Source organism: Streptomyces sp. RK9, from assembly GCF_045070545.1.
Lineage (GTDB): Bacteria > Actinomycetota > Actinomycetes > Streptomycetales > Streptomycetaceae > Streptomyces > Streptomyces alboflavus.
In genome coordinates this window covers 597963-621247 of sequence record NZ_CP173704.1, presented here as the reverse complement: position 1 = coordinate 621247, position 23285 = coordinate 597963, and the positions used below count along the sequence as shown (strand labels likewise).

The following is a 23285-nucleotide window of genomic DNA, read 5'->3' as shown; positions in this document are numbered from 1 at the left end:
CCCTGGAGTGGTGACGATTCGCCTGTACGACACCAGCGCCCGGCAGATCCGTGACTTCAGCCCCCTCGTCGAAGGCTGTGTCTCGATCTACCTGTGTGGCGCCACGGTGCAGGCGGCCCCGCACATCGGACACATCCGGTCGGGCCTCAACTTCGACATCATGCGCCGCTGGTTCGCCCACCGCGGCTACGACGTGACGTTCATCCGCAACGTCACGGACATCGACGACAAGATCATCTGGAAGTCCGCGGACCAGGGCCGCCCCTGGTGGTCCATCGGCTACGAGAACGAGCGCGCCTTCAACGACGGCTACGACGCCCTCGGCTGCCTGCCGCCCACGTACGAGCCGCGCGCCACCGGCCACGTCACCGAGATGGTCGAGATGATGCGCGGCCTCATCGAGCGCGGTCACGCCTACGAGGCCGACGGCAGCGTCTACTTCGACGTGCGCTCCTGGCCGAAGTACCTGGAGCTGTCGCGCCAGGACCTGGACAAGATGCAGCAGCCCGCCGAGGAGGGCATCACCGGCAAGCGCGACCCGCGCGACTTCGCCATGTGGAAGGCCGTCAAGCCGGGCGAGCCCTCCTGGGACACGCCCTTCGGCCCCGGCCGCCCCGGCTGGCACCTGGAGTGCTCGGCCATGGCGCACAAGTACCTGGGCCGCGCCTTCGACATCCACGGCGGCGGCCTCGACCTGATCTTCCCGCACCACGAGAACGAGATCGCCCAGGCCAAGGCCTTCGGCGACGACTTCGCGACGTACTGGGTGCACAACGCCTGGGTCACCATGAGCGGCGAGAAGATGTCCAAGTCGCTCGGCAACTCGGTGCTCGTCTCCGAGATGGTCAAGAAGTGGCGCCCCATCGTCCTGCGCTACTACCTGGGCACCCCGCACTACCGCTCGACGATCGAGTACAGCGAGGAGGCCCTGCGCGAGGCCGAGTCCGCGTTCGCGCGCATCGAGGGCTTCGTGCAGCGCGTGGTGGAGAAGGCCGGGGGCGTCGTCGAGCCCGCCGCCGAGGTGCCGCCCGCGTTCGCCGAGGCGATGGACGACGACCTGGGCGTCCCGCAGGCCCTCGCGATCGTCCACACCACGGTCCGCCAGGGCAACTCCGCGCTCGCCGCCGACGACAAGGAAGCCGCGATCGCCCGCCTCGCCGAGGTGCGCGCCATGCTCGGCGTCCTCGGCCTCGACCCGCTCGACCCGCACTGGGCGGGCGGCGACGGCGACACCGGTGAGGACCTGCACGGCGTGGTCGACACCCTCGTACGCCTCGTACTGGAACAGCGCGAGGCCGCCCGCGGCCGCAAGGACTGGGCCACCGCCGACGCCATCCGCGACCAGCTCGGCCAGTCGGGCCTCGTCATCGAGGACAGCCCGTCGGGCCCCCGCTGGACGCTCGGTCCGCGCTAGCGCGGACCACACGCTGATGTGCCGCCCGGGGACTCGGGCGGCACACTGCATATACGACGACTTCAGACGCGTCCGCACGCCTCCGCGCGCGGATCGCGACCACGCACCACACAGACAGGTAGGTCATGGCCGCTAACAACCGCCGCATGTCCGGCAAGAAGGGCGCGCAGATCGGCAGCGGCGGAAAGCGACGCCGTGCCCTGGAGGGCAAGGGCCCCACGCCGCCCGCCGAGATGCGCAAGGGGCACGTCAAGCAGCGCGCCGCCAACGCCAAGGCGCGCCGCACCACCGGCAAGCCCGCGCCGCGCGGCCGGGGCGGCAAGTCGGCGTCCGAGCTGGTCGTGGGCCGCAACCCCGTCTACGAGGCGCTGCGCGAGGGCGTGCCCGCCACCACGCTGTACGTCCAGCAGTTCATCGACAACGACGAGCGCGTCCGCGAGGCGCTCCAGCTCGCCGCCGAGCGCGGCGACATCCACCTGATGGAGGCCCCGCGCCCCGAGCTGGACCGGATGACCAACGGCCTCAACCACCAGGGCCTCGTGCTCCAGGTGCCGCCGTACGAGTACGCGCACCCCGAGGACCTGGTCGCGGCCGCCCACGACGACGGCGAGGACCCGCTGATCGTCGCCCTGGACGGCGTCACCGACCCGCGCAATCTCGGCGCGGTCGTCCGCTCCGTCTCCGCCTTCGGCGGGCACGGCGTCGTGGTGCCCGAGCGCCGGGCCGCCGGGATGACGGCCGGCGCCTGGAAGACGTCGGCGGGCACCGCCGCGCGCACGCCGGTCGCGCGCGCCACCAACCTCACGCGCGCCCTGGAGGCGTACAAGAAGGCGGGCATCGCCGTGGTCGGCCTCGCCGCCGACGGCGAGCACGAGATCGGCGACCTGCAGGCCCTGGAGGGCCCGGTCGTCATCGTCGTGGGCAGCGAGGGCAAGGGCCTGTCCCGGCTCGTCGGCGAGACCTGCGACTTCCGGGTGCGCATCGACATGCCCGGCGGCGCGGAGTCGCTGAACGCCGGTGTGGCCGCGGGCGTCGTGCTGTACGAGGCGGCGCGCCGACGCCGGTGAGGCACGGGCGGGGCGGGCCCCGCCGACCCCGTCGAGCCGTCCGCGCCCCGCCGGGTCACGGCTGCTTGACGGGGTCCGGACATTTGCCGTGGGTCAAGGCAGTGTCCAAACCACACATCACTCGGTTAGATGAGTGTGGACACCAGAACACCCCGCACACCCACGGGGGGACGCTCGTCAGGGTTCGACGACACTCCCGCGCTGAGCATGGTGAAGGTGCCCTGCGACCCGGCGCAGGTCATCGTCAATCACGCGAGCTTCCGCGTGCAGCTCCGGACCTCCGGGCGGACCCAATCGCCGCGTATCGCACGCGACTTGAACACCACGGACGACACCGTGCGGATCCCCGCCGCCGGGGCCGCGCCGGCCCGCAGGCGCGCGCCCGTCGTGTGGAGCGGCAAGTCCGCGCCGGGCGACCTCGACGCGAGCGGACTGCTGCAGGCCGTACGCGCGAGCGGTGTGCGCCGTTCGGCCGAAGGGGGCGGCCGCGACACCTTCGACGACGGCGGTTCCACCCAGGTCATCCCACGCGTCGACCTCGACGATCCGTACGCCGACCCGGCCGAGACCGCGGCCTTCACCCCGCCCCGCGACCCGGCCGAGACCGCCGCCTTCACGCCGCCCCGCGACCCCCGCGACGGCACCCGGCTGCTCCCGCAGATGCGGCTGCCCGGCAGCGCCGACGACGAGCACCACGAGGCCGAGGCCGCGCGGTACGCCGACGACGGCTATGACGGGGACGACGGGGACGACCGCGACCAGGCCACCGGACGCCGGGGCGGCGCGGGCACGGCGGGCGCGCAGCGGCACGCCTACTTCCCCGGCCGCCGCCTCAACCTGGGCGTCGTGCTGCTCCCGCTGCGCGTCTTCCTCGGCTTCATCTCCATCTACGCCGGCATGGGCAAGCTCTGCGACCCCGTCTACTTCGACGGCGGCGAGCGCGGCTCCATGGTCAAGTGGCTGAACTCGCTGCACCCGTGGGCGCTCGCCGAGCCGCTGCGGGACTGGGCGCTCCAGCACCCCGTGGGCGCCGGCCTGGTCATCGCCTTCCTGCAGGTCATCGTCGGCGTGCTGACCGTGCTCGGCCTCTGGCAGCGGCTCGCCGCCTCCATCGGGGTGATGCTCTCCGCGGCGCTCCTGGTGACGGTGAGCTGGAAGACCGTCCCGGCGTACGACGCGCCCGACATCATCTACCTGGCCGCCTGGTCCCCGCTGATCATCGCGGGCGCGCCCGTCTACTCCGTCGACGGCCGCCTCGCCAACGAGGCCTGGCGCACGCTCGGGCCGCGCGCGGAGCTGTGGGAGCTGCGGCGCCGGGTGCTGCGGCGCGGGGCGCTCATCGGGACCGTCGTCGTCGGCCTCACGCTGCTCGTCGGCTCGCTGCTCGGCGGCGCCGTGCGGGACGCGGACCGCGTCACCGTGCCCGGACCCGGCGAGGCCCCGCGCAACGAACTGCCCGGCACCCCGCTGCCGGGCGAATCCGACGGCGAACGCCAGCTGCGCCGCGACAAGCAGAGCCCGTCGGCGACCGCCGACGGCGCGCCCACGCAGGGCAGTTCGGCCAGCCCCACGCGGGGAGCCGACGGCACCCCGGGCGCGGCCCCCGAGACCGGCGGCGCGAGCCAGGGCCGGCCGAGCGCCACGCAGGGCACCGGCGGCCAGGCGCCGTCGTCACAGCAGCAGGCGCCCACCGAGGAGCAGCCGCCCGCGGCGAGCAGCGGCCCGGCCGCCACCAGCGGCGGCAGCACGGGCGGCGCCAACACCGGCTCCGGCGGCACCACGGGCGGCGGCTCCGGCGGCTCCACCGGCGGTGGCGGCACCACGGGCGGCGGCGCGAAGCCGGGCCTGCTCGGCGGTGTCCTCGGCTGAGGCGCCCGGCGCGCCCCGGCCGGGGCGCTCGCCTCCGGTACGTCCCCGGTACGCAGATGGGCCCCGCACACAGCACGTGTGCGGGGCCCATCTGCGTCTGCTCGGGGCACTCGGGGCGCGGTCAGCCCTTCTGGGCCGCCAGTTCCTTGGCCGCCTCGGTGAGGTCCTTGGCGGTGTCGATGGCGCGCCAGTACGCGCCCTGCGGCAGCGGGAAGCCGGCCAGGCGCTTCTCCCGGGCCAGGCGCGGGAACGTGGTCCGCTCGTGGTCGCCGCGGTCGGGCAGCAGGCCGGTGAAGGCCGCCGAGAAGACGTACACGCCCGCGTTGATGAGGTACGGCGACGGCGGGGCCTCGATGAAGTCCGTGATGTGGCCGAAGGCGTCCGTCTCCACGGCGCCCCACGGGATGCGGGGGCGGGCCAGGGCGAGGGTGGCGGTGGCGTCGCGCTCGGCGTGGAAGGCGGCCATGTCGCGCAGCGAGAAGCGGGTCCAGATGTCGCCGTTGGTCGCGTACCAGGGGCGGTCGGTGTGCGGCAGGTGCGCGGCGGCGTACTTGAGGCCGCCGCCGCGGCCGAGCGGCTCCTTCTCGACGACCGTGGTGACCTTCAGCGGCAGGTCCGCGGACTCCAGCCACTCCTGGAGCACCTCGGCGAGGTGGCCGCAGGAGACGACCGCGTCCGTGACGCCCTCGGCGGCGAGCCAGGCCAGCTGGTGGCCGATGATCGGGGTCCCCGTGCCGGGGATCTCGACCATGGGCTTGGGCCGGTCGTCGGTGTACGGGCGAAGGCGTGAGCCCTGGCCGCCGGCCAGGACGACGGCCTGCGTGGGCCGTGCGGGGTGGTGGGCACCGGTGGTCATGACGGAACCCTACGCGGCGTACCGCGCAGGGTTCGGTGCCGCCTCGGCCCCTGAGAGGCCCCTACCGGCCCTTAACGGGGCCGTGCGGGCCCGCTCAGCCGTTCTGGTGCGCGGCGACGCCCGTGGCGAAGGACGTGTCGCAGACCGGGCGTGCGTAGGACTGGGCGCGGCTCGGGCCGTACGCGCGGACGGCGGCGCGGCCGAGTGCGCGGGCGATGGACACGCAGTGCTTGGCGAGCGAGGGGTGCCGGTCGACCTCCTGCTGCAGCTGCGTGAGGGCGACGCCGGGGTTCTTCTCCTGGAGTTCGAGGAGGAGCCGGTGGCGCAGGACGTCCTGCGGGGCACGGGACTTGGCCGGTACGGACAGGTCGCCCGCCGACGCGGTGAGGACCGAGTCGGAGGAACTGCCGGACCAGTTGACCCGGGTGACCGCGAGCGTGCCGGACAGCACCAGGACGACGGGCAGGACGAGGGCGAGCGTGCGCCCGATGCGGCGGCCGGGGCCGCGGTGGCCCCGGCGCGACTTCTGGGTGTGGTTGGCGGAGTGCGTCACGCGAGTGAGAGTAGCGGTAGGTGATGATTTGGCGACATTTAGTCACCCGGTCGAGCGACGGGGTCCGGTGTCTTTCTGCTTGCGTGTTGACGCACAAGGATCGAAATGACCGATGTGCCGGGGTATTTGTCGACAACCTCTGACGGGGGTGGGGCCGGAGGGTGTGCGGCGGACGGCGGCCGGGTACGGCGAGGGGCCGCCGTACGGACACCGGGTACGGCGAAGGGCCCCGCACCGGAGTGCGGGGCCCTTCGCCGAGTGGATGGCGGTCAGTCGCTGAGCCGCTCGCCCGTCGACGTCGAGAAGACGTGGGTCTCGCCCGGCCGGGGCACGACGTGCAACTGGGCGCCCTTGTCCGGCACCTGGCGGCCGTTCACGCGGACCACGAGGTCCTTCTGCTCGCCGCCGACCTCGGCGGTGCCGTAGACGTACCCGTCGGCGCCGAGCTCCTCGACGACGTTCACGGACACGGCGAGGCCGGCCGGGGCGTCGGCGGTCTCCTTGGAGAGGGTCTTCGCGGCGCCGCCGTTCTGCTCGACGATGTCGAAGTGCTCCGGGCGGACGCCGACGGTGACCGTGCGGTCGCCCTTGTCGGCGGCGGCGGACAGCGCCTCGCGGTTCACGGGGACCACGGAGTTGCCGAACTTCACGCCGCCGTCGGTGATCGGGACCTCGACGAGGTTCATCGCCGGGGAGCCGATGAAGCCCGCGACGAAGAGGTTCGCCGGGCGGTCGTACATGTTGCGCGGCGAGTCCACCTGCTGGAGCAGGCCGTCCTTGAGCACGGCGACCCGGTCGCCCATCGTCATGGCCTCGACCTGGTCGTGGGTGACGTACACCGTGGTGATGCCGAGGCGGCGCTGGAGCGAGGCGATCTGCGTACGCGTCGACACGCGCAGCTTGGCGTCGAGGTTGGACAGCGGCTCGTCCATGAGGAAGACCTGCGGCTCACGGACGATGGCGCGGCCCATCGCGACGCGCTGGCGCTGACCGCCGGAGAGGGCCTTGGGCTTGCGGTCCAGGTACTCCGTGAGGTCGAGGATCTTCGCGGCCTCCTCGACCTTCTGCCGGATGGTGGCCTTGTCGACGCCCGCGATCTTCAGGGCGAAGCCCATGTTCGCGGCGACCGACATGTGCGGGTACAGCGCGTAGTTCTGGAACACCATGGCGATGTCCCGGTCCTTCGGCGGCAGGTGCGTGACGTCGCGCTCACCGATGCGGATGGCGCCGGCGTTCACGTCCTCCAGGCCCGCGAGCATGCGCAGGGACGTGGACTTGCCGCAGCCGGACGGGCCGACCAGGACGAGGAACTCGCCGTCCTCGATCTCGATCTCGAGAGAGTCGACGGCGGGCTTGGTGGAACCCGGGTAGATCCGGGTCGCCTTGTCGAACGAAACAGTGGCCATGGTGAGGGCCCCCTTCACCGGCAGGAACGTGCCGGACGATCCGAGTAAAGGATGGGTCTAGTCCACGTGGGTGAACTGTCCGTGACGCTACCCCGCAGGTCGTTGGTCTGTCAGTAGCCGGAAGGTCACGACCTTCGCGGAAATTTTCGAGACGACCCCCGGCCGTGTCGGACCCGTTGGTTACACTGCACGGGCACGTCTCCGCACTGCCTCCTTAGCTCAGCTGGTCAGAGCGCCGCTCTTGTAAAGCGAAGGTCGTCGGTTCGAATCCGACAGGGGGCTCCGACGGCGAGGGCCCCGGCACCGAAGCGGTGCCGGGGCCCTCGTGTGTCCCTCGGGCGGCTAGCGGGCGACCGCCTTCGTCGCCTTGCTCGTCGCCGAGCCGTCGCGGTGGCCGGTGCGGTGCGCCGTCACCACGACCGTGACCTTCTTGCCGCGCTGGGCGGACTTCAGGGTCAGCGAGGACTTGGTCGCGCCGCTGATCGCCGTTCCGTTCGCGTACCACTGGTACGAGTACGAGCCCGGGGCGGGCGACCAGGTGCCCTTCGCGGCCTTGAGGACCTTGCCGACGCGCGCGGTGCCGGTGATCGCCGGGGCCTTCGTGGCCTTGGGCGCGGTGCCCTTGGCGACCTTGACCGCCGCGGAGGTCGCGGCGGCGTCCGGGCGGCCGGCCCCTCGCGCGGTGACGGTGACGGTGAGCTTCTTGCCCAGGTGCGCGGCCGGGATCTTGTACGTCGACGCCGTGGCGCCCTCGATCGCCGTGCCGTTCGCCTTCCACTGGTAGCCGTACGAGGAGGGCGTGCCCGTCCAGGTCCCGGTCGTCGCGGTGACCTTGGAGCCGACCGCGGGCGTGCCCGTCACCTTGGGAGCGGTGGTGTTGCTCAGGTCCGGCTCGGTGACGGTGAAGGTGCCGCGGGAGAACTCCATGCCGCCGGTGTGGACGCTCATGCTCCACGTCCCCGCGGGGACGCCCGTCAGGTCGAGCGTCGCCTTCAGCGAGCGGTGGTCCGCCGACACCGAGGTCGTCTTCGCCGTGAGCTTCCTGCCCGCCTGGGAGAGGCGGACCGTGAAGTCGGGGTGGAGGGCGGTGCCCGTCACCGTGAGCGTGGGCTTGGTGCCACTGGCCGCCGTCGTGGGGGTCACGTCGGTGACGGTGACCTTCTCGTCGCCGCAGGGGCCGCGCGTGCACTTCATCGTGGCGCGGTACGAGGTGCTCGACGCCTTCTCCGGGAGGCCGAGGAGGAGGACGGAGGGCTTGCGCGGCGTCGAGGGGGATTCCGTCACGCCGCAGTCGTAGCCCTCGCCGTCGTCGCCCGAGAACCAGCTGCAGCCGTTCTCCCACTCGCTGTTGTAGAGCACGGGGACGGCCGTGTCCGTGGCTCCGGTGGTGTCGGTGATCTCGGACTCGAAGTGGTCGCCGTCGGCAGTCGGCAGGAGCGCGCACACCGCCGTGCGGGACTCGTCGAGCCTGCCGGTGATCGGGCCGTACCCGTACGCGACGGACGGGACCTCGGCGCACTCGGGCGCGGGGCCCTCGGCCGTCGCGACGCGCAGGGCGTCGAGGCGGTACTCGGGCGCCGCCTTGAGGTGCGTCGGCACCTGGACGAGGACCTGATGGGTGCCGCCGCCGGTGACGGCACAGGCGCGGTTCCGGTAGGAGCACTCCGACTCGCCGTTCCCGCCGAGGACGGCGATGTTGGCGGTGCCCCGGGCGTCACGGACGTCGACGTGCAGGACGTCCGTGGCGGCGTCGGTGGTGACCTGGTGGCAGCGCAGGGTGCCGGGGTCGCCGTACGCGCCCTTCACCGAGGGACCGCCGACCTTGGCGGCCGGGGTCTTCGCGCAGCCCGCGGACGACGCCGTCGACGTCACGTCGCGCCGCGTCAGGGTGTAGTCGGCGGCCTGGTCGCGGCCGGTGACCAGGACGGTGTGGGCCTCGCCGGGCGTCAGCGCGCAGACCGTCCAGCCGTTGGTGGTGGAGGAGCGGTCGCAGACGCGCTTGCCCGAGGAGTCGAGCACCGAGAACGCGGCGGGCACGTCACCGGAGGTGTTGACGAGCTGAAGCACCTCGGCCGGCGTGTGGTCGTCCGCCGGGATCGTCAGGCAGTGCGAGAACGTGCCGTCATCCGTGGCGAACGTGGCCTTGGCGCCGTCGGCCGCGAAGCTGCCCGCGGGCAGGACGGAGCAGTCGGCCTCGGTCGCGGCCCGCGCGGTCGCCGTCGGCAGCACCGCCGGGACGCACAGGGACAGCAGTGCGGTCAGGGCGAGGAGCAGGGCGAAGGGCGCCCTGGGTCTCGCCGCGCCGGAAACGGGTCTCGCAGAGGTGTGTGGTTGTGGCATGAAGCCCCCCCCGGGCTGAACGAAACAGGAACGAATGATCGTGACACATCGGTGTGACGGTCACCCCGGGGGGACTGCCGCTCTCAGTGCCGCCCGGCCACCCGCTCCGCGATCCGCGCGAGACGGGACGACGACGCGCTGTGGGAGCTGTCCTCACGGCGGTCCGCCGCCCGGAACGTGGCGTACATGCCGTGCACGCCCAGCCACCGCAGCGGCTCCGGCTCCCACTTGCGGACGCGGTGGTTCACCCAGGGCAGGGCGGTCAGGTCGGTCGCGCCCGCCTGGCCCGAGTCGCGCTGGACGAGGTCGCGCAGGGTGCGGGCGGCGAGGTTGGCGGTGGCGACGCCGGAGCCGACGTAGCCGCCCGCCCAGCCGAGGCCGGTGGCGCGGTCCAGGGTGACCGTGGCGCACCAGTCGCGGGGCACGCCGAGGACGCCCGACCAGGCGTGGTCGATCCGGACGCCGGTGAGCTGCGGGAAGAAGCGGACCAGGATCTCGCGCAGGGCGTCGACGGTGGCCGGCTGCGTACGGCCGTCGTTGTCCGTCCTGGAGCCGAAGTGGTACGGCACGCCCCGGCCGCCGAGGGCGATGCGGTCGTCGGCGGTCCGCTGCGCGTACATGTACGCGTGCGCCATGTCGCCGAGCGTCTCGCGGCCCGCCCAGCCGATGGTCTCCCAGACGTCGGCGGGCAGCGGGGCGGTGGCGATCATCGAGGAGTTCATCGGCAGCCAGGTGCGGCGCTGGCCCTTGATCGAGGCCGTGAAGCCCTCCGTGCAGCGCAGGACGTAGGGCGCGCGGACCGTGCCGTACGGCGTGACCGCGTGCTTCGGCTTGATCTCCGTGACCGGCGTCGACTCGTGGATGGTGACGCCGAGCGCCTCGACGGCCGCCGCGAGGCCCTTCACCAGCTTCACCGGGTGCAGCCGGGCGCCGTGCGGCGTCCAGGACGAGCCGACGGCCCCGGCGACCCGGATCCGCTCGGCGGTCTCGCGGGCGCCGTGCAGCGTGCGGTCGTCCTCCCCGTACGCGAGTTCCGCCTCGTGGAAGGCGCGCAGGCGGGCCAGTTGGGCGGGCGTGTACGCGACTTCGAGGACGCCGCCGTGGTGGACGTCGGCGTCGATCTTCTCCTCGGCGGCGACGCGGATCACCTCGTCGACGGTGGCGTTCATGGCCTGCTGGAGGCGGACGGCGGCGTCGTGGCCGTGCAGGCGGGCGTAGCGGTCGCGGCCCGCGATGCCGTTGTAGAGCCAGCCGCCGTTGCGGCCCGAGGCGCCGTAGCCGCAGAACCGCTGCTCCAGGACCGTGACGCGCAGGAAGGGCGCGGCCTTCTTCAGGTAGTACGCCGTCCACAGGCCCGTGTAGCCGCCGCCGACCACGCACACGTCGGCCGTCGTGTCACCGGTGAGGGGTTCGCGGGCCGTGGGCAGGCCGTCGTCCGCGTACCAGAAGGAGATGCCGCCGTTCACGGTGTTCGTGCTGCTCATGGGGCGGGACGTTACTGGTCGCGTGAGCCGCTGGGCAGGGGTCGGATAGATTTTCGGGCCACGGGTACCCACGTTTTTGGAGGGCTGTTCATGGCCGTACGGGCCGTACGCAAGGCCGGGCGCGTGGCCGTCTCGGTGACCGCCGTCGCGCTGCTCGGTGCCGCCGTCACCGCGTGCGACTCCGACGACGGCGGGAACGACTGGATGGGGGCGGGCAAGAAGTCGCCGTCCGCGTCGGCCTCTTCGTCGGACGCGACCTCGGGCGGTGAGTCGCCGGGCGGTCCTTCCGACGGGCCGTCCTCCTCGTCGTCGCAGGACTCCCAGGACTCCCAGGAGGTCATCCCGGAGGCCAAGGTTCCACCCGTCTCCGTCGAGCGGCTCGCCAAGGTGCCCACCGCCGTGAAGGGCGGCGTGATCACCGTCGGCAAGCCCGGTGCCGAGCACACCGTGAAGGTGTACGAGGACGCGCGCTGCCCGTTCTGCAAGAAGTTCGAGGAGGGCGGCGCGCAGGCCCTCGTGGGGCCGCTGGTCGACGGTGACGTGAAGGTCGAGTACACGATCGCCTCCTTCCTGGACCGGAACCTGGGCGGCAGCGGCTCGGTGAACGCCGCGAACGCCCTGCGGGCCGCCGTGGAGGCGGGCAAGTTCCCGCAGTTCCACTCCGCCGTCTTCGTCAACCAGCCCGAGGAGAGCGACGACGCGTTCACGCCCGCGTTCCTCCTGAAGATCGCCGACAAGGTGGGCCTGCGCGACGCGGCCTTCACGAAGGCGGTCACCGGCAACACGTACAAGAGCTGGGTCGGCACCGCGATGGACGCCTTCACGGACGACGGGGTCACGGGGACGCCGACGGTCGTCGTGGACGGCGAGAAGGCGGCGAGCGAGGCGCTGTACACGGAGGCGGGGTTCCGGAAGGTCCTTGAGGACGCGGGGATCTCCTGAGGCGGCCGGGGCCGGAATGCGGTGGGGCTCCGTGTCCGGAATAAATCGCATGTGGTGATTCCGGTGCGTCGGTAGGGTCGCCCGCGTGATCGATATCAAGGTCCCTGACGAGCTGATCGAGTCGCAGTACGAGTACGCGGGCGAGGCGGGCCGCGCCTTCATCGCCGCCCTGCCCGCACGGGTCGCGGAGTTCGTCGACCGCTGGGAGCTGAAGGTCGTCGGCGACTCCATGTACGGCATGGCGGCGCTCGTGCTGCCCGTGCTCCGGGCCGACGGCAGCGACGCCGTGGTGAAGTTCCAGGTCCTCGACGAGGAGACGGAGGGCGAGCCGGTCGCGCTCCGCGTCTGGAACGGCGACGGCGCCGTGCGGCTGCTCGACTACGACGACGCCACCGGCACCATGCTGCTCGAACGCGCCCGCGACGGCCAGGAGCTGTCCGAGTACGCCGAGAAGGGCCCCGCCGAGACCCGCAAGGCCGTCGTCCTCCTCGCCGAACTCCTCGCCCGCCTCACCTCCGTGCCCGCCCCGCCCGGCATGCGCACCCTCGGCGACATCGCCGGCCAGATGCTGGCGGACACCCCGGCCGCGCTCAAGGCCCTCCGGGACCCGGGCGAGCGCGCCCTGATCGCGCGCTGCGCGGACGCCGTGCGCGAGGTCGTGGGCGAGCCCGGCGACCGGATGCTGCACTGGGACCTGCACTTCGACAACGTCCTCGCCTCCGACCGCGAGCCGTGGCTCGCCATCGACCCCAAGCCGCTCGCCGGCGACCCCGGGTTCGACCTGTGGCCCGCCCTCGACAACCTCTTCGAGGCGGACGAGGTGTGCTGGCGGTTCGACGCCATGACGGAGATCCTCGGCCTGGACCGGGAGCGGGCCAGGGCGTGGACGATGGGGCGGGTGCTGCAGAACGCCCTCTGGGACATCGAGGACGGGCGGCCGCTGGCGGCGGATCATCTGGAGGTGGCGCGGCGGCTCTCGGGCCGCTGAGGGTCGGCAGGCGCCGGGCCCGGCAGGCGCTGAGGGGCGGCGTGCGCTGACATCGGGGGGGCGCTGAGGGGCGGCGTGCGCTGACATCGGGGGGGCGCTGAGGGCCGGCGTGCGCTGACATCGGAGGGCGCTGAGGGGCGACGTGCGCCGACATCGGTGGCGTTGCGGGCCGGCCGGCCTCAGCCGCAGGACTTCCGGTACGCCCCCGTCGGCGGCTCGTCCTTGATCAGGCCGTCCAAGCCGTGCCTCCGATGCGTCCGGCAGGCCTTCGCCCGGTCGGCCACCGACTTCCTGTAGTCGACGGCGAACACCGCCTTGCCCGCCGCCACGAACGCCTTCAACTCCCCGCACTCCGCGAACTCCACGCACTCCTCGGGCAGCGCCCAGTCGAAGGAGTCCACGAGCCGCGCCGCCGTCCCCGGCTCGTTGTGGCCGTTCTTCATCCCGACGGAGAGCCCGCGCGCGTGCGCCTGCCGCGCGACCTCCCGGTACCAGGAGAGCTGGTCCGCGAGCGGGATCCGGAAGCCCGGATCGTTGCCGCGCGGATTGTTCTGGTCGGGCTCGACCCCGTCGCAGCCCATGCGTTCCGCCAGGTCGAACCGCGCCCAGACCGCCTCCGCGAACGCGTCCCGCGAGCCCTCCCGGATGTCCAGCCAGCGCTCGCCCGCCCAGCCGGTGTCCCACCCGATCACCGAGCCCGCCGCGGGAGCGTGCGGCCGGTTCGGGATGGCGTCCTCGCGCTTCTCGTGGCCGGGGAAGCGGGACGCGTCGGGGCGATAGTGCTCGTACGCCCCCGTGTCGACGTAACAGATCACGACGGGGCGCGGGCGGCGCGCGTGCAGCTCGTCGATCTTCCCGGCGAGCGGGCCCGCGGGTACGTCGATGACGTCGCCGTCGGCGTACGTGAGCTGCGCGCCCTCGGGGGCCAGGTCGAAGAGGTCGATGTCGTACATCTGGCGGGGCGCGGAGAGGTCGTAGGGCTCGGTGAGCTGCCAGTCCCAGTCGGTGATCTCTCCTGGCTCGGGGGCCCACCAGGCGGGGTCGGCCGGGGTGCGCGTCGGCTTTCCGGACGGGCTCCGGGCGGGGCTCCGGGCGGGGCTCTGGGTGGGTTTCTCCGCTTGGCTCGGGTTCTCGGCGCAGCCGGTCAGGGTGGCTGCCAGGAGGAGCGCGGTGGCGGCGAGGCGGGGGGCTGCCCGGCGGAGGGCTGTCGGGCGGGGGGCTGCCCGGCGGGCGGCTGTCCGGCGGGCAGCGGAAACGTGGTTGACCCCGCGTCGCGGCCTGTGGCTTGCTGCGCGCATGATTCGTACCGCCACACCCGATGACATCCCGCTCATCCACACCCTCGTCCGTGAGCTCGCCGAGTACGAGAAGGAGCCGCACGAGGCGCGCGCCACCGAGGAACAGCTGCGCGAGGCGCTGTTCGGCGAGCGGCCCGCCGCGTACGCCCACATCGCTGTGGACGACGCGACGGGGCTGCCCGTCGGTTTCTCCCTGTGGTTCCTGAACTTCTCCACGTGGCGCGGGGTGCACGGCATCTACCTGGAGGACCTGTACGTACGCCCCGAGGCGCGCGGCGGCGGCCACGGGAAGGCGCTGCTGCGGGAGTTGGCCCGCATCTGCGTCGAGCGCGGGTACGAACGCCTTGAGTGGTCCGTCCTGAACTGGAATGCTCCGTCGATCGCGTTCTACGAGGCGATGGGGGCGCGGCCGCAGGACGAGTGGACGGTGTACCGGCTGACCGACGGCGCGTTGGCCGACCTTGGCTCCTCCTAGAACTCGTCCGCGGTGTGCGGCAGGTGGGTCGTGCGCAGGGCCGCGTCCAGGGCGGCCGCCGCGCCCGGGGTGTGCTCCGTGGCCAGGCCCGCGCGGACGGCCGCCGTGATCCGGGTGCCGCCGAGGTAGGCGGCGCCCAGGTCGCGGACCTCGATGCTGAGGTCGGCGGGGGCGGTGGTGGGTTCGTACGTGGCCTTGTACGTGGCTGTGCCTGTGCGTGTGCCGTCGTACGGGGTGTCCGTGCTTGTGCCTGTGCCGTCGTACGGGGTGTCCGTGCCCTCGGCCGTGGCGTCCCCCGGTGCCACCGTCAGGCGGAAGCGGCCGTCGTTCGCCGGGACGTGGGTGTCGGTGACCTCCAGGACGAGGGCGGCGGGGGCGGCCCAGTCGCGGGCTTCGAGCGCGGCGCGCACGTCCACGAGGCGCAGCCACAGCGCCGGGAAGTGACCCGTCACGCGGACCTGGTCGCGGTCCGCGGCGAACAGGAGCAGGGAGTCGTCCACGGGGCGGCCCCAGGCGCGGATCACGCCTGTGAGGTCGATGTTCGCGAGGTAGCGCCAGAGGGCGGCGGCGGCCTGCGGGGTGTCGGCCTCCAGCTCGTCGAGGCGGACCAGGCCGGGGGCGTCGTCGCGGGTCTTGGTGCGGTAGACGGCGTAGCCCTTGAGGGGGGCGGGGCTGCCGGGGGTGGTGTGGGCGCCGTCGGGCCGCGTGGTGGCCTGGGGGGTGGCCTGGGTGGCGTCCGGCTGTGTGCCGTCGGGCCGCGTTTCGTCGGGTCGCGTGCCGTCGGGTCGGGTGCCGAGCACGACCACCCGCGGCGGTGACAGCTCGTCGTCCTCCTCGTCCTCCGTGACCAGCCACTCCTCGCTCCACCACGCCTCACTGCGGGCGATGCGGCCGGCGCGGTCGGCGCGGGTGCGGTCGTAGTACGCGCCGAGCAGGGCCGGGGCGTCCGCCGGGTCGACGAGGCGCAGGGGGCCGTCGTCCGGGGTGACGCGGAGGGCCAGCGGGCGCTCGGAGTTGATCTCGACGGTGTTGCCGTGGGTGGCCGGGCCGAAGCCGAAGCGGCCGTAGATCGCGTCCTCGGAGGCCCAGAGCGCGGCCACCGGGCGACCCTCGTCGCGGCACATCTCGTACAGCTTCGCGATCATCCCGGAGAGCACGCCGCGACGGCGGTGCGTCGGCGCCACGGAGACGAACGTCAGGCCGGGGCAGGGGAGTTCACCGCCCGGCACGGACACCGTGAACCGGAACGCGGCGATCAGTCCGACCAGGGCGTCCCCGTCGTACGCGCCGATGCGGTCGCAGCCGAGCAGCAGGTCGTGGTGGTGTTTGCGCTTCTCCTCCTCGGGCGTGTCGTGGAACACGAGGTACGCCAGGTCGAGGGCGCGGTCGATGTCTGTCTCGGGGAGGGGGCGGATGGTGAGGGGGGTGTGGGGTGCGGAGGTGTGCGGTGCGGAGGTGTGGGGCGCCGTGGCATGGGTGGCGGGGCGTGCGGAGTCCATATAACGGACGGTAGTTCCCGTTTGTCGTACGAGCACCTTGTTTTCGCCACTGGTGGGGTGGGGCGGAGTTGGGGGGCGGGGTCGGGGTCCGACCGCCGGAGGCTGGGCCCGGGTTGAGGCTCGGCGTGCACCCGCCCCGGGCCGCCGCTCCGCCCGGCTACGGGAGCAGCACCACCTTGCCGGACGTCCCCCGGGACTCCAGCGCCCGATGCGCCGCGGCCGCCTCCCGCAACGGGAACCGCTGCACCGCGGGCGTGAAGTACCCCCCGGCGTACGCCTCCAGCGCCGCCAGCTCAAGCACCCGCACCGGATTCTCCCCGCCCGCCTTCTGCATCATCGCCGGACCCAACGGGTTGACCTGCGTGATCCCCCGCTCCGCGAGTTCGTCGTCCCCGAACGTCACCGGCCCCTCCTTCCCCGACCACCCGAACATCACATGCGTACCGCCCGCCCCCAGCATCTCCACGACCTCTCGTCCGACGGCCCCACCGACCCCGTCGAACACCACGGTCGCCCCGCCCCCGCCGAGCCCCTTGAGGTAACCGCGCACCTCGTCCTGCCACCCCGCGGCGGTGTAGTCCACCGCCAGATCCGCCCCGTTGTCCCGCACCCGCGCCACCTTCGCCGGCCCGCCCGCGAGGCCCACCACCGTCGCCCCGGCATGCTTCGCGTACTGCACAAGCAGCGTCCCGATCCCGCCCGCCGCCGCCGGAATCACCACCACCGACTCCTCGCCCAACTCCACGAACTGCAGGACCCCCATCGTCGTCCGCCCCGTCCCGATCAACCCCACCGCCTCCGCGAAGTCCAGCCCCTCGGGGAGCTCGTGCAGGCGGGCCACGTCCGTCACCGTCAGCTCGGCGTACCCGCCGGGCGCGAGGCCGATGTGCGCGACCACGCGCTTGCCGAGCCACTCCGAGGGCACGCCCTCCCCGACGGACTCGACGGTTCCGGCGATCTCGCGGCCCGGCACCGTGGGCAGCACGGGCAGCTCCGGCAGCGGCCCCTTGTCGCCCTCGCGGATCGCCGTGTCGATGAGGTGGACTCCCGCCGCGGCGACGGCTATACACACCTGGCCCGCCGCCGGCCGGGGGTCCTCGACCTTCTCGTACGTGAGGTTCTCGGCGGGGCCGAAGGCGTGGAGGCGGACGGCGTGCATGAGGTCTCCCTGGGGGTGACGTCGGGGTCCGTCCGGGCGACTGAGGGCCGTCCGGACTGCTGATCCTCGCCACTCTTCAACCTCAGGTGGACTTGAGGTCAAGCTGCTCGGGCGGACTTGAGGTCGACCCGCTGGGGCGGACTTGAGGTCGACCCGCTGGGGCGGACTTCAGGTCGGCCTGTGCGGGCGGCCTTGAGGGTGATCTGTGTGGGCGGGCTTGAAGTCGACCTGTGCGGGTGGGCTTGAGGTCGACCTGTGTGGGCGACCTGCTCGGACGGACTCGGGGTCGACCCGCTCAGTGGGCCTTGGGCCGACCCGCTCAGGCGGACTTGAGGTCGACCCAGGGGGTGTCGTCGCCCGGACGCCCCCCACCGGCCATCCCCCTCCGCCTGGTCAGCGCCAGCGTCACCGACTCGATCGCGCTGTTGAACGACACCTCCGACAGGAGCCCGGGCGCCGCCACCTGATCCCCCGCGAGATACACCTCCCCGCCCCGGTCCACCGCCGGCCGGTCGCGCCACGTCGTCCCCGGACGGTCGACCGCCCCGGTGCGGCCGTTCGCCACGCCCGCCCGCCGCCAGGTCACACGATCCCGCCAGTCCCGGAAACCGAGGTCGAGCAGTTCCTCGGCCCGAGCCACACCGTCCGCCTTGGACTCCTTGGGGCCGAGGGGGATCTGGGCCTGGATGAGCTGCTCACCGGCAGGCGCGAGCGTGCGGTCCTGCGTGGTGAACCGCTCCACCCACCCCGTCTCATCCAGATCGGACACCGCGAACAGGTCCCCACGGCGGCTCCGGACCGCCACATCCACCAGCGCCGTGCGCCCGCTCTCCCACCGCAGCGTGTCGTCCTTCAGGAGCCGTCGCGCCGCGTCCAGCGACGTCGCCACGACGACCGGGCCCCGATCCGCCAGCTCTCCCACGTCGTCCACCCGCGCCAGCGTCTCCACCCGCACCCCGAGGTTCCATGCCAGGCCCGCCATCCGGTCGACGACCGCCCCCCAGCCACCTACCGGATAGTGCGCCTCCGGCGGGAACTTCGCGGCCCGCCGCAACCTCGTGTGCACGAACCGCGCCGACAGCGAACCAGGGTCGTGGTGGAACAACGCCACCGCCGAGTAGTGCGCCGCCGCCCGCGCGCCCTCCTCACCCACCTGCGCGCCCGCCCACGTCGCGAAGTCCACATCCACCGGCGCCTGTTCCGGCGACCGACGCAACAACTTCAGCATCGCGAACGGCGGCGTACGACGCAGCGCCCCATGGTGGCGAAGCCGCAGCCGCGTCCCCTCGATCGGCGGGATCGGCGCGAGGTCCCCGATCAGCCCCCGCTGCTTCAACCACGTCCAGTGCGGCCCGCCGTTGTACAGCGCATGCGGCCCTTCATTCGTCTTGTACGCCCCCTCCGCCGTCCGGGCCCTGCCTCCCAGCGTGTGGTGCGCCTCGTGCAACGTGACTCGCGCACCGGCCTCCGCGGCCGTGATCGCGGCGGTGAGCCCGGCGAACCCACCACCGACCACGCTGATGTGGGTCTGGGGACGGCCTGGGGAGTGGGGAGCACGGGTGGCGCGGGCCATGAGCGGCCTCCGTTTCAGTCAACCCTCACGGGCACGAGAACGCGTTCACCCCTACGACGCACACCCCCACTCCGAATGTGACATCCCCCCACCGGCCCGCACGTCGGCCCACCGGCGACTGACGGCAGCCCATCGGCGACGGACGTCAGCCCACCCGCGGAAACTGTGCCTGCAACGTCCAGATCACCGGATTCGCCCCCAGCTCCTCATGCATGTCGATGAGGTCGGCCAACAGGTCGTGCAGGAAATCCCGCGCCTCCTTCCGCAGCTCCCCGTGCGAGAACGTGAGCGGTTCCTCCTCCGCCCTCATCCAGTCCGCCTCGATGTCCACCCACCCGAACCGCCGCTCGAACAGCATCCGGTCCGTCGACTCCGTGAAGTCCAGCTCCGCGAACTGCGACCGCGACGCCCGGCTCCCCAGCGGATCCCGGTCCAACTGCTCCACGATGTCGCACAGCGCCCAAGCGAAGTCGAGCACCGGCACCCACCCCCACGCCGTCCCCACCTCCCGGTCCGCCTTGGTGTCCGCCAGATACACATCCCCGCAGAACAGGTCGTGCCGCAGCGCATGAACATCCGCCACGCGGTAGTCCATCTGCGGCGGGTCCGGAAAACGGCGAGAAAGGGCGTAACCAATATCGAGCACCCGCCCGATGGTGCCACGCTCCCCACCCCCACCACGCCCTCGCACCACCCCGGGTCGCCTTCGGACCCGCCCGCCACGCGCTCTCCCACCTCGGAACGCCCGCCAGCGAAACAACCGCCGCTCCCCAGCGAAGCAACCGCCGCCCTCTCCGGGGAGAACATCGCCCTCCCCAGGGAAAACAGCTGCCGCTCCCTAGGGCAGCAACCGCCGCTCCTTGGCCACCGCCACCGCCCCCGCCCGCGTATCCACCCCCAACTTGTCGTAGATCCGCCCCAGGTGCGTCTTCACCGTCGCCTCACTGATGAACAGCGTCCTCGCGATCTCCCGATTCCCCTTCCCCTGCGCGAGCTGCTTGAGAATGTCCAGCTCCCGGGCCGTGAGCGTGGGCCGCGGCTCCCGCATCTGCGCCATCACCCGGGACGCGACGGGCGGCGACAGCGCCGTACGCCCCTGTGCCGCCGCATGAATCGCCGCGAACAACTCCTCGGGCCGCTCGGCCTTCAGCAGATACCCAGTCGCCCCCGCCTCAATGGCCCGCGTGATGTCAGCATCGGTGTCATACGTGGTCAGAACCAGCACCCGCGGCGCCCCACCACCCCCACTACCCCCCTCACCGCTGCCGCCACCAGCACTGTCGCTGCCGCCACCGTCCCCCGTGCCGTTGCCGCTGTCGCCACCACCCTCGCCCCCACGCTCCCCGGCCGCGATACGCCGTGTCGCCTCCACGCCGTCGATCCCCGGGCCCAGCTGCAGGTCCATCAACACCACGTCCGGCGCCAACTTGGCCGCCAGCGCCACCGCCTCCTCACCTGTCCCGGCCTCACCGATCACCTCGATCCCGGGCGCACTGGCCAACAGCGCCAGCAACCCGGCCCGCACCACCACATGGTCGTCACACACCAACAGCCGAACCGGCTCACTCGTGGGCGTACTACTGCTCATGGGCACTCCCGGATGACGGCGGATCGGAGGGCGGCGGCCACGCGGGCGGCGGGCCTGTGGACGGGGGCGGCGGTGCGGACGGCTCCGTTGGCGTGGCCGAGGGCGACGGCGTGGACGGGGTTGAACGCGAGGCCCCCGTCGTGGGCGAAGGCGTCGCCGCAGGCGTGCCTGCGCCCGTGCCTGCGCCCGTGCCTGTGCCCGCGCCCGTACTCGCGCCTGCGCCGGTCCTCGTGCCCGTGCCCGCGCTCAGCCGAGTGCCCGAGGCCGAGGGTGCGGTCAAGGGGATCGACACCGACAGAACCGTCCCCTCGCCCGGCGCCGACTCGACCGTCAGCGTCCCGCCGAGCTGCCGAGCCCGTGCCCGTATCGCGGGCAGTCCGTGTCCCCGCCCGGCCCGGGCGCCCGGCTCACGCGGACCGAGCCCCCGCTGATCGCCGGTGGCCGCGCCCTCCCGTGCGGTGTCCCCAATCTCGGACGCCCGCTCGTCCTGCCCGTCGGCGAACCCCGTGTCGTCCCCCGCGACCACGAACCCTTTCCCGTTGTCCGCGATGTCGAGGACCACCTGGTCGTCCAGGTAGGTCAGCGTCAGCGCCGCCGCGCTCGCGTCCGCGTGTTCTCGTACGTTCGCCAATGCGCCCTGCGCGATCCGGAGCAGCGCCGACTGGGCTCTGCCGGGCAGGGGGACGGGCTTGCCCTCGGCGTGGAACTGGATGGCCAGCTCCGCTTCCGATTCGCGTGCGGCCAGGGTGCTCAGGGCCGACGGCAGGGCTTCGCCGTCGTCGGTACCGGCGTCCGCGAGGTCTGCGGGCGCCAGGTCGTGGACGAATCTGCGGGCTTCTGCCAGCCCGCGCTCGGTGATGGCCGCTGCTGTGCGGACGTGGGTGCGGGCTGTCGCCGGGTCGGCGTCCCATACCCGCTCGGCGGCCTGCAACAGCATCTGTTGGCTGGACATGCCCTGGGCCAGGGTGTCGTGGATCTCCATGGAGAGGCGTTGGCGCTCGGCGAGGGTGCCTTCGCGTCTTTCGGTGGCGGCCAGCTCGCGTCGGGTGCGGATCAGGTCGTCGATCAAGGCGCGCTGCTGCGCTGTCTGGCGCTGCATGTGGATGAACATGGCGGTGGCCACCGCCGCGACGGCGGGTGGGGCGAAGGCCAGGTTCGGGTCGAAGCTGCCGGCGAGTCTGAGCTGCGCGGCGACCACGAGGGCAGTGAGGGCTGTGACCAGGACGAGTGCTGCTCGCGTCGGGAGCGTGCGCAGTCCCGTATAGAACAGGGGCACCGCGCACCACGCGAAGCTCGGTGCGAGGACGACCAGGACCACCCATGCTCCGACCACTGAGCCCAGCCAGAACGGGCGGCGGGTGCTGGGCGCGGCGCCGGGTGCGGGGCCGAGGAGGTAGAGGACGGCGAGGGCGACGGACAGGGCGACGACGCCCGGGGTGCGGGGCTCGCCCGGGTGGCGGAGGAGGAAGCGGGTGAGGGAGGCGGCGAGGAGAAGGAAGAACGCCGTGTGCATGACGGGGGCGAGCCAGCGCGACTCAGGGGCCGCCGGCTGGAGGCCGGCCGTCTGCTGATCCATGGCGTGGGTCTCGCCCTGGTCCTGCCGCGCTCCGCGCAGGCCGTTCTTGCCTTGATCCAGGGCGCTGAGGCCCTCCGGGTGCTGTTCGGCGGCGCCGAGGCCGTCTGTGTGCCGTTCCACGCTGGCCTCCTTCTCGGCCGCTGCTCGCCCTTGACCGCACGGGCCTGATCCCGTGCGCCCGATCCCGCGTACCTGGTCCTGTGTGCTCGACCCTGCGCACCGGATCTTGTCCACCTGATCTTGTCCATCTGATCCTGCGCGCCTGGTCCCGTGCGCTGGATCCGACGCGCCTGACTCGCTCGCACGGCGGGACCTCACACGATGACGCGCATGACCGCACACGCTTGATCGCACACGCCTGAACTGGGAAGACATCCCCATTCTGGCTGGTGGTGCCGAGCGCCCGGATCAACCGATCGGTTGACATGGCCGTCAGCCGATTCGTGCGCGGCGGGCAGCCGTAGTGCCGACGAGGAGAGGCGGTCAGCGGCCGGACGATGGATTGCGAGGCGGGGATCGATTCGCCGCCCACTCTCAACAGCCCGCATCCGCACAGGAGTCAACGGACATGAAGTCGCTGAAGCAGCTCTCCCCGCGCACCCGCATCCTCACCACCGCCGCGGCCCTGGCCACGGTCGGCGCCGCGACGTTCGGCACGGTCTCGGCCACGGCCGGGACGCCGGACGCCGCAGCCAAGGCCGCCGTGACCGCCGATGCCGGCAACCGCCACCTGACCAGCTCCACGCACCTCAACGTGGCCGCCGCGACCAAGGCCGCGGAGGCCGCCCTGGACGCCGCGAAGAAGGAGAATCAGCGCGTGACGGTCGCCGTGGTCGACCGCAACGGCAACACCATCGTCACGCTCCGCGGCGACGGCGCCGGCCCGCAGTCCTACGAGTCCGCCGAGCGCAAGGCCTACACGGCCGTGTCGTGGAACGCCCCCACCTCCGAGCTGGCCAAGCGCCTCACCCAGACACCGAACCTGAAGGACATCCCCGGCACGCTCTTCCTCGCGGGCGGCGTCCCGGTCACCGCCAAGGGCGCCCCGGTCGCGGGCATAGGCGTGGCGGGCGCGCCCAGCGGCGACCTGGACGAGAAGTTCGCGAAGGCAGGAGTGGCGGCACTCAACCGCTGACCGAGGCCCGAGCGGACGCCGCTCAGCTGACGCCCCTGGCATGAGGTCTGGCGGGGCGGTGGC

Annotated in this window: 19 protein-coding genes and 1 tRNA gene; 8 read left to right on the top strand and 12 right to left on the bottom strand. The window is 72.7% G+C overall.

From position 1 onward, the window contains the following. Positions 1-10 precede the first annotated feature (10 nt). The 3 genes from cysS to AB6L24_RS22830 all read left to right on the top strand — a co-directional run bounded on the left by cysS (position 11) and on the right by AB6L24_RS22830 (position 4350). Complete coding sequence (gene cysS, locus AB6L24_RS22840) at positions 11-1414, top strand: cysteine--tRNA ligase (RefSeq protein WP_405657835.1); 1404 nt, start codon at positions 11-13, stop codon at positions 1412-1414. A 125-nt stretch (positions 1415-1539) separates the two neighbouring features. After that, a complete protein-coding gene (rlmB, locus tag AB6L24_RS22835; RefSeq protein WP_405657833.1) occupies positions 1540-2481 on the top strand; it encodes a 23S rRNA (guanosine(2251)-2'-O)-methyltransferase RlmB in 942 nt (313 codons plus the stop codon). A gap of 129 nt (positions 2482-2610) precedes the next feature. Next, positions 2611-4350: a DoxX family membrane protein gene (locus tag AB6L24_RS22830; protein ID WP_405657831.1), complete on the top strand. Its 1740-nt coding sequence runs from the start codon at positions 2611-2613 to the stop codon at positions 4348-4350. Positions 4351-4471: 121 nt separating this feature from the next. Here AB6L24_RS22830 and AB6L24_RS22825 read toward each other — a convergent pair whose 3' ends face one another. The 3 genes from AB6L24_RS22825 to AB6L24_RS22815 all read right to left on the bottom strand — a co-directional run bounded on the left by AB6L24_RS22825 (position 4472) and on the right by AB6L24_RS22815 (position 7165). Further along, the gene (locus AB6L24_RS22825) at positions 4472-5206 is read right to left on the bottom strand and encodes an NDP-sugar synthase (RefSeq protein ID WP_380846438.1); all 735 of its coding nucleotides are present in this window, start codon (positions 5204-5206) and stop codon (positions 4472-4474) included. Positions 5207-5300: 94 nt separating this feature from the next. Then, a complete protein-coding gene (locus tag AB6L24_RS22820) occupies positions 5301-5759 on the bottom strand; it encodes a hypothetical protein (protein ID WP_087884697.1) in 459 nt (152 codons plus the stop codon). Positions 5760-6028: 269 nt separating this feature from the next. Next, positions 6029-7165, bottom strand: coding sequence for an ABC transporter ATP-binding protein (locus AB6L24_RS22815; RefSeq protein WP_030362161.1), 1137 nt, complete (start codon positions 7163-7165; stop codon positions 6029-6031). Positions 7166-7373: 208 nt separating this feature from the next. Between AB6L24_RS22815 and AB6L24_RS22810 the strand changes: the two genes are divergently transcribed. Beyond that, positions 7374-7447, top strand: a tRNA-Thr gene (locus tag AB6L24_RS22810). A 60-nt stretch (positions 7448-7507) separates the two neighbouring features. On the opposite strand, the gene AB6L24_RS22805 is transcribed toward AB6L24_RS22810, so the two are convergent. Both AB6L24_RS22805 and AB6L24_RS22800 read right to left on the bottom strand, forming a co-directional pair. After that, positions 7508-9505, bottom strand: coding sequence for a hypothetical protein (locus AB6L24_RS22805; RefSeq protein ID WP_405657828.1), 1998 nt, complete (start codon positions 9503-9505; stop codon positions 7508-7510). Positions 9506-9588: 83 nt separating this feature from the next. Continuing rightward, complete coding sequence (locus AB6L24_RS22800) at positions 9589-10989, bottom strand: NAD(P)/FAD-dependent oxidoreductase (RefSeq protein WP_405657826.1); 1401 nt, start codon at positions 10987-10989, stop codon at positions 9589-9591. A 90-nt stretch (positions 10990-11079) separates the two neighbouring features. On the opposite strand from AB6L24_RS22800, the gene AB6L24_RS22795 reads away from it, so the two are divergent. Beyond that, on the top strand, positions 11080-11931 hold the full coding sequence (locus tag AB6L24_RS22795; protein ID WP_405657824.1) for a thioredoxin domain-containing protein: 852 nt from the start codon (positions 11080-11082) through the stop codon (positions 11929-11931). An 85-nt stretch (positions 11932-12016) separates the two neighbouring features. Next, positions 12017-12919 (top strand): aminoglycoside phosphotransferase family protein, encoded by a 903-nt coding sequence (locus tag AB6L24_RS22790; RefSeq protein WP_405657822.1) that lies wholly within the window; start codon positions 12017-12019, stop codon positions 12917-12919. A gap of 179 nt (positions 12920-13098) precedes the next feature. Here AB6L24_RS22790 and AB6L24_RS22785 read toward each other — a convergent pair whose 3' ends face one another. Further along, the gene (locus AB6L24_RS22785) at positions 13099-14217 is read right to left on the bottom strand and encodes an endo alpha-1,4 polygalactosaminidase (RefSeq protein ID WP_405657820.1); all 1119 of its coding nucleotides are present in this window, start codon (positions 14215-14217) and stop codon (positions 13099-13101) included. Here AB6L24_RS22785 and AB6L24_RS22780 point away from each other — a divergent pair. Further along, positions 14216-14692, top strand: coding sequence for a GNAT family N-acetyltransferase (locus AB6L24_RS22780; RefSeq protein WP_030362155.1), 477 nt, complete (start codon positions 14216-14218; stop codon positions 14690-14692). The genes AB6L24_RS22785 and AB6L24_RS22780 overlap by 2 nt on opposite strands. Here the strand turns inward: AB6L24_RS22780 and AB6L24_RS22775 are convergent. The 6 genes from AB6L24_RS22775 to AB6L24_RS22750 all read right to left on the bottom strand — a co-directional run bounded on the left by AB6L24_RS22775 (position 14689) and on the right by AB6L24_RS22750 (position 22087). Next, complete coding sequence (locus tag AB6L24_RS22775; RefSeq protein WP_405657818.1) at positions 14689-16191, bottom strand: GNAT family N-acetyltransferase; 1503 nt, start codon at positions 16189-16191, stop codon at positions 14689-14691. The genes AB6L24_RS22780 and AB6L24_RS22775 overlap by 4 nt on opposite strands. A 157-nt stretch (positions 16192-16348) precedes the next feature. Beyond that, a complete protein-coding gene (locus tag AB6L24_RS22770) occupies positions 16349-17350 on the bottom strand; it encodes a zinc-binding dehydrogenase (protein WP_405657816.1) in 1002 nt (333 codons plus the stop codon). Positions 17351-17669: 319 nt separating this feature from the next. Further along, positions 17670-18923: an NAD(P)-binding protein gene (locus AB6L24_RS22765; protein ID WP_405657814.1), complete on the bottom strand. Its 1254-nt coding sequence runs from the start codon at positions 18921-18923 to the stop codon at positions 17670-17672. Between the two features lie 145 nt (positions 18924-19068). Further along, a complete protein-coding gene (locus AB6L24_RS22760; protein ID WP_380834042.1) occupies positions 19069-19569 on the bottom strand; it encodes a hypothetical protein in 501 nt (166 codons plus the stop codon). Between the two features lie 192 nt (positions 19570-19761). After that, positions 19762-20511 carry a response regulator gene (locus AB6L24_RS22755; protein WP_405657812.1) on the bottom strand — a complete coding sequence of 250 codons (750 nt, stop codon included), beginning with the start codon at positions 20509-20511 and terminating at the stop codon, positions 19762-19764. Next, positions 20501-22087, bottom strand: a complete 1587-nt coding sequence (locus AB6L24_RS22750; protein ID WP_405663256.1) for a sensor histidine kinase — start codon at positions 22085-22087, stop codon at positions 20501-20503. The genes AB6L24_RS22755 and AB6L24_RS22750 overlap by 11 nt, the downstream gene beginning before the upstream one ends. A gap of 577 nt (positions 22088-22664) precedes the next feature. On the opposite strand from AB6L24_RS22750, the gene AB6L24_RS22745 reads away from it, so the two are divergent. Next, a complete protein-coding gene (locus AB6L24_RS22745) occupies positions 22665-23222 on the top strand; it encodes a heme-binding protein (protein ID WP_405663254.1) in 558 nt (185 codons plus the stop codon). Positions 23223-23285 lie beyond the last annotated feature (63 nt).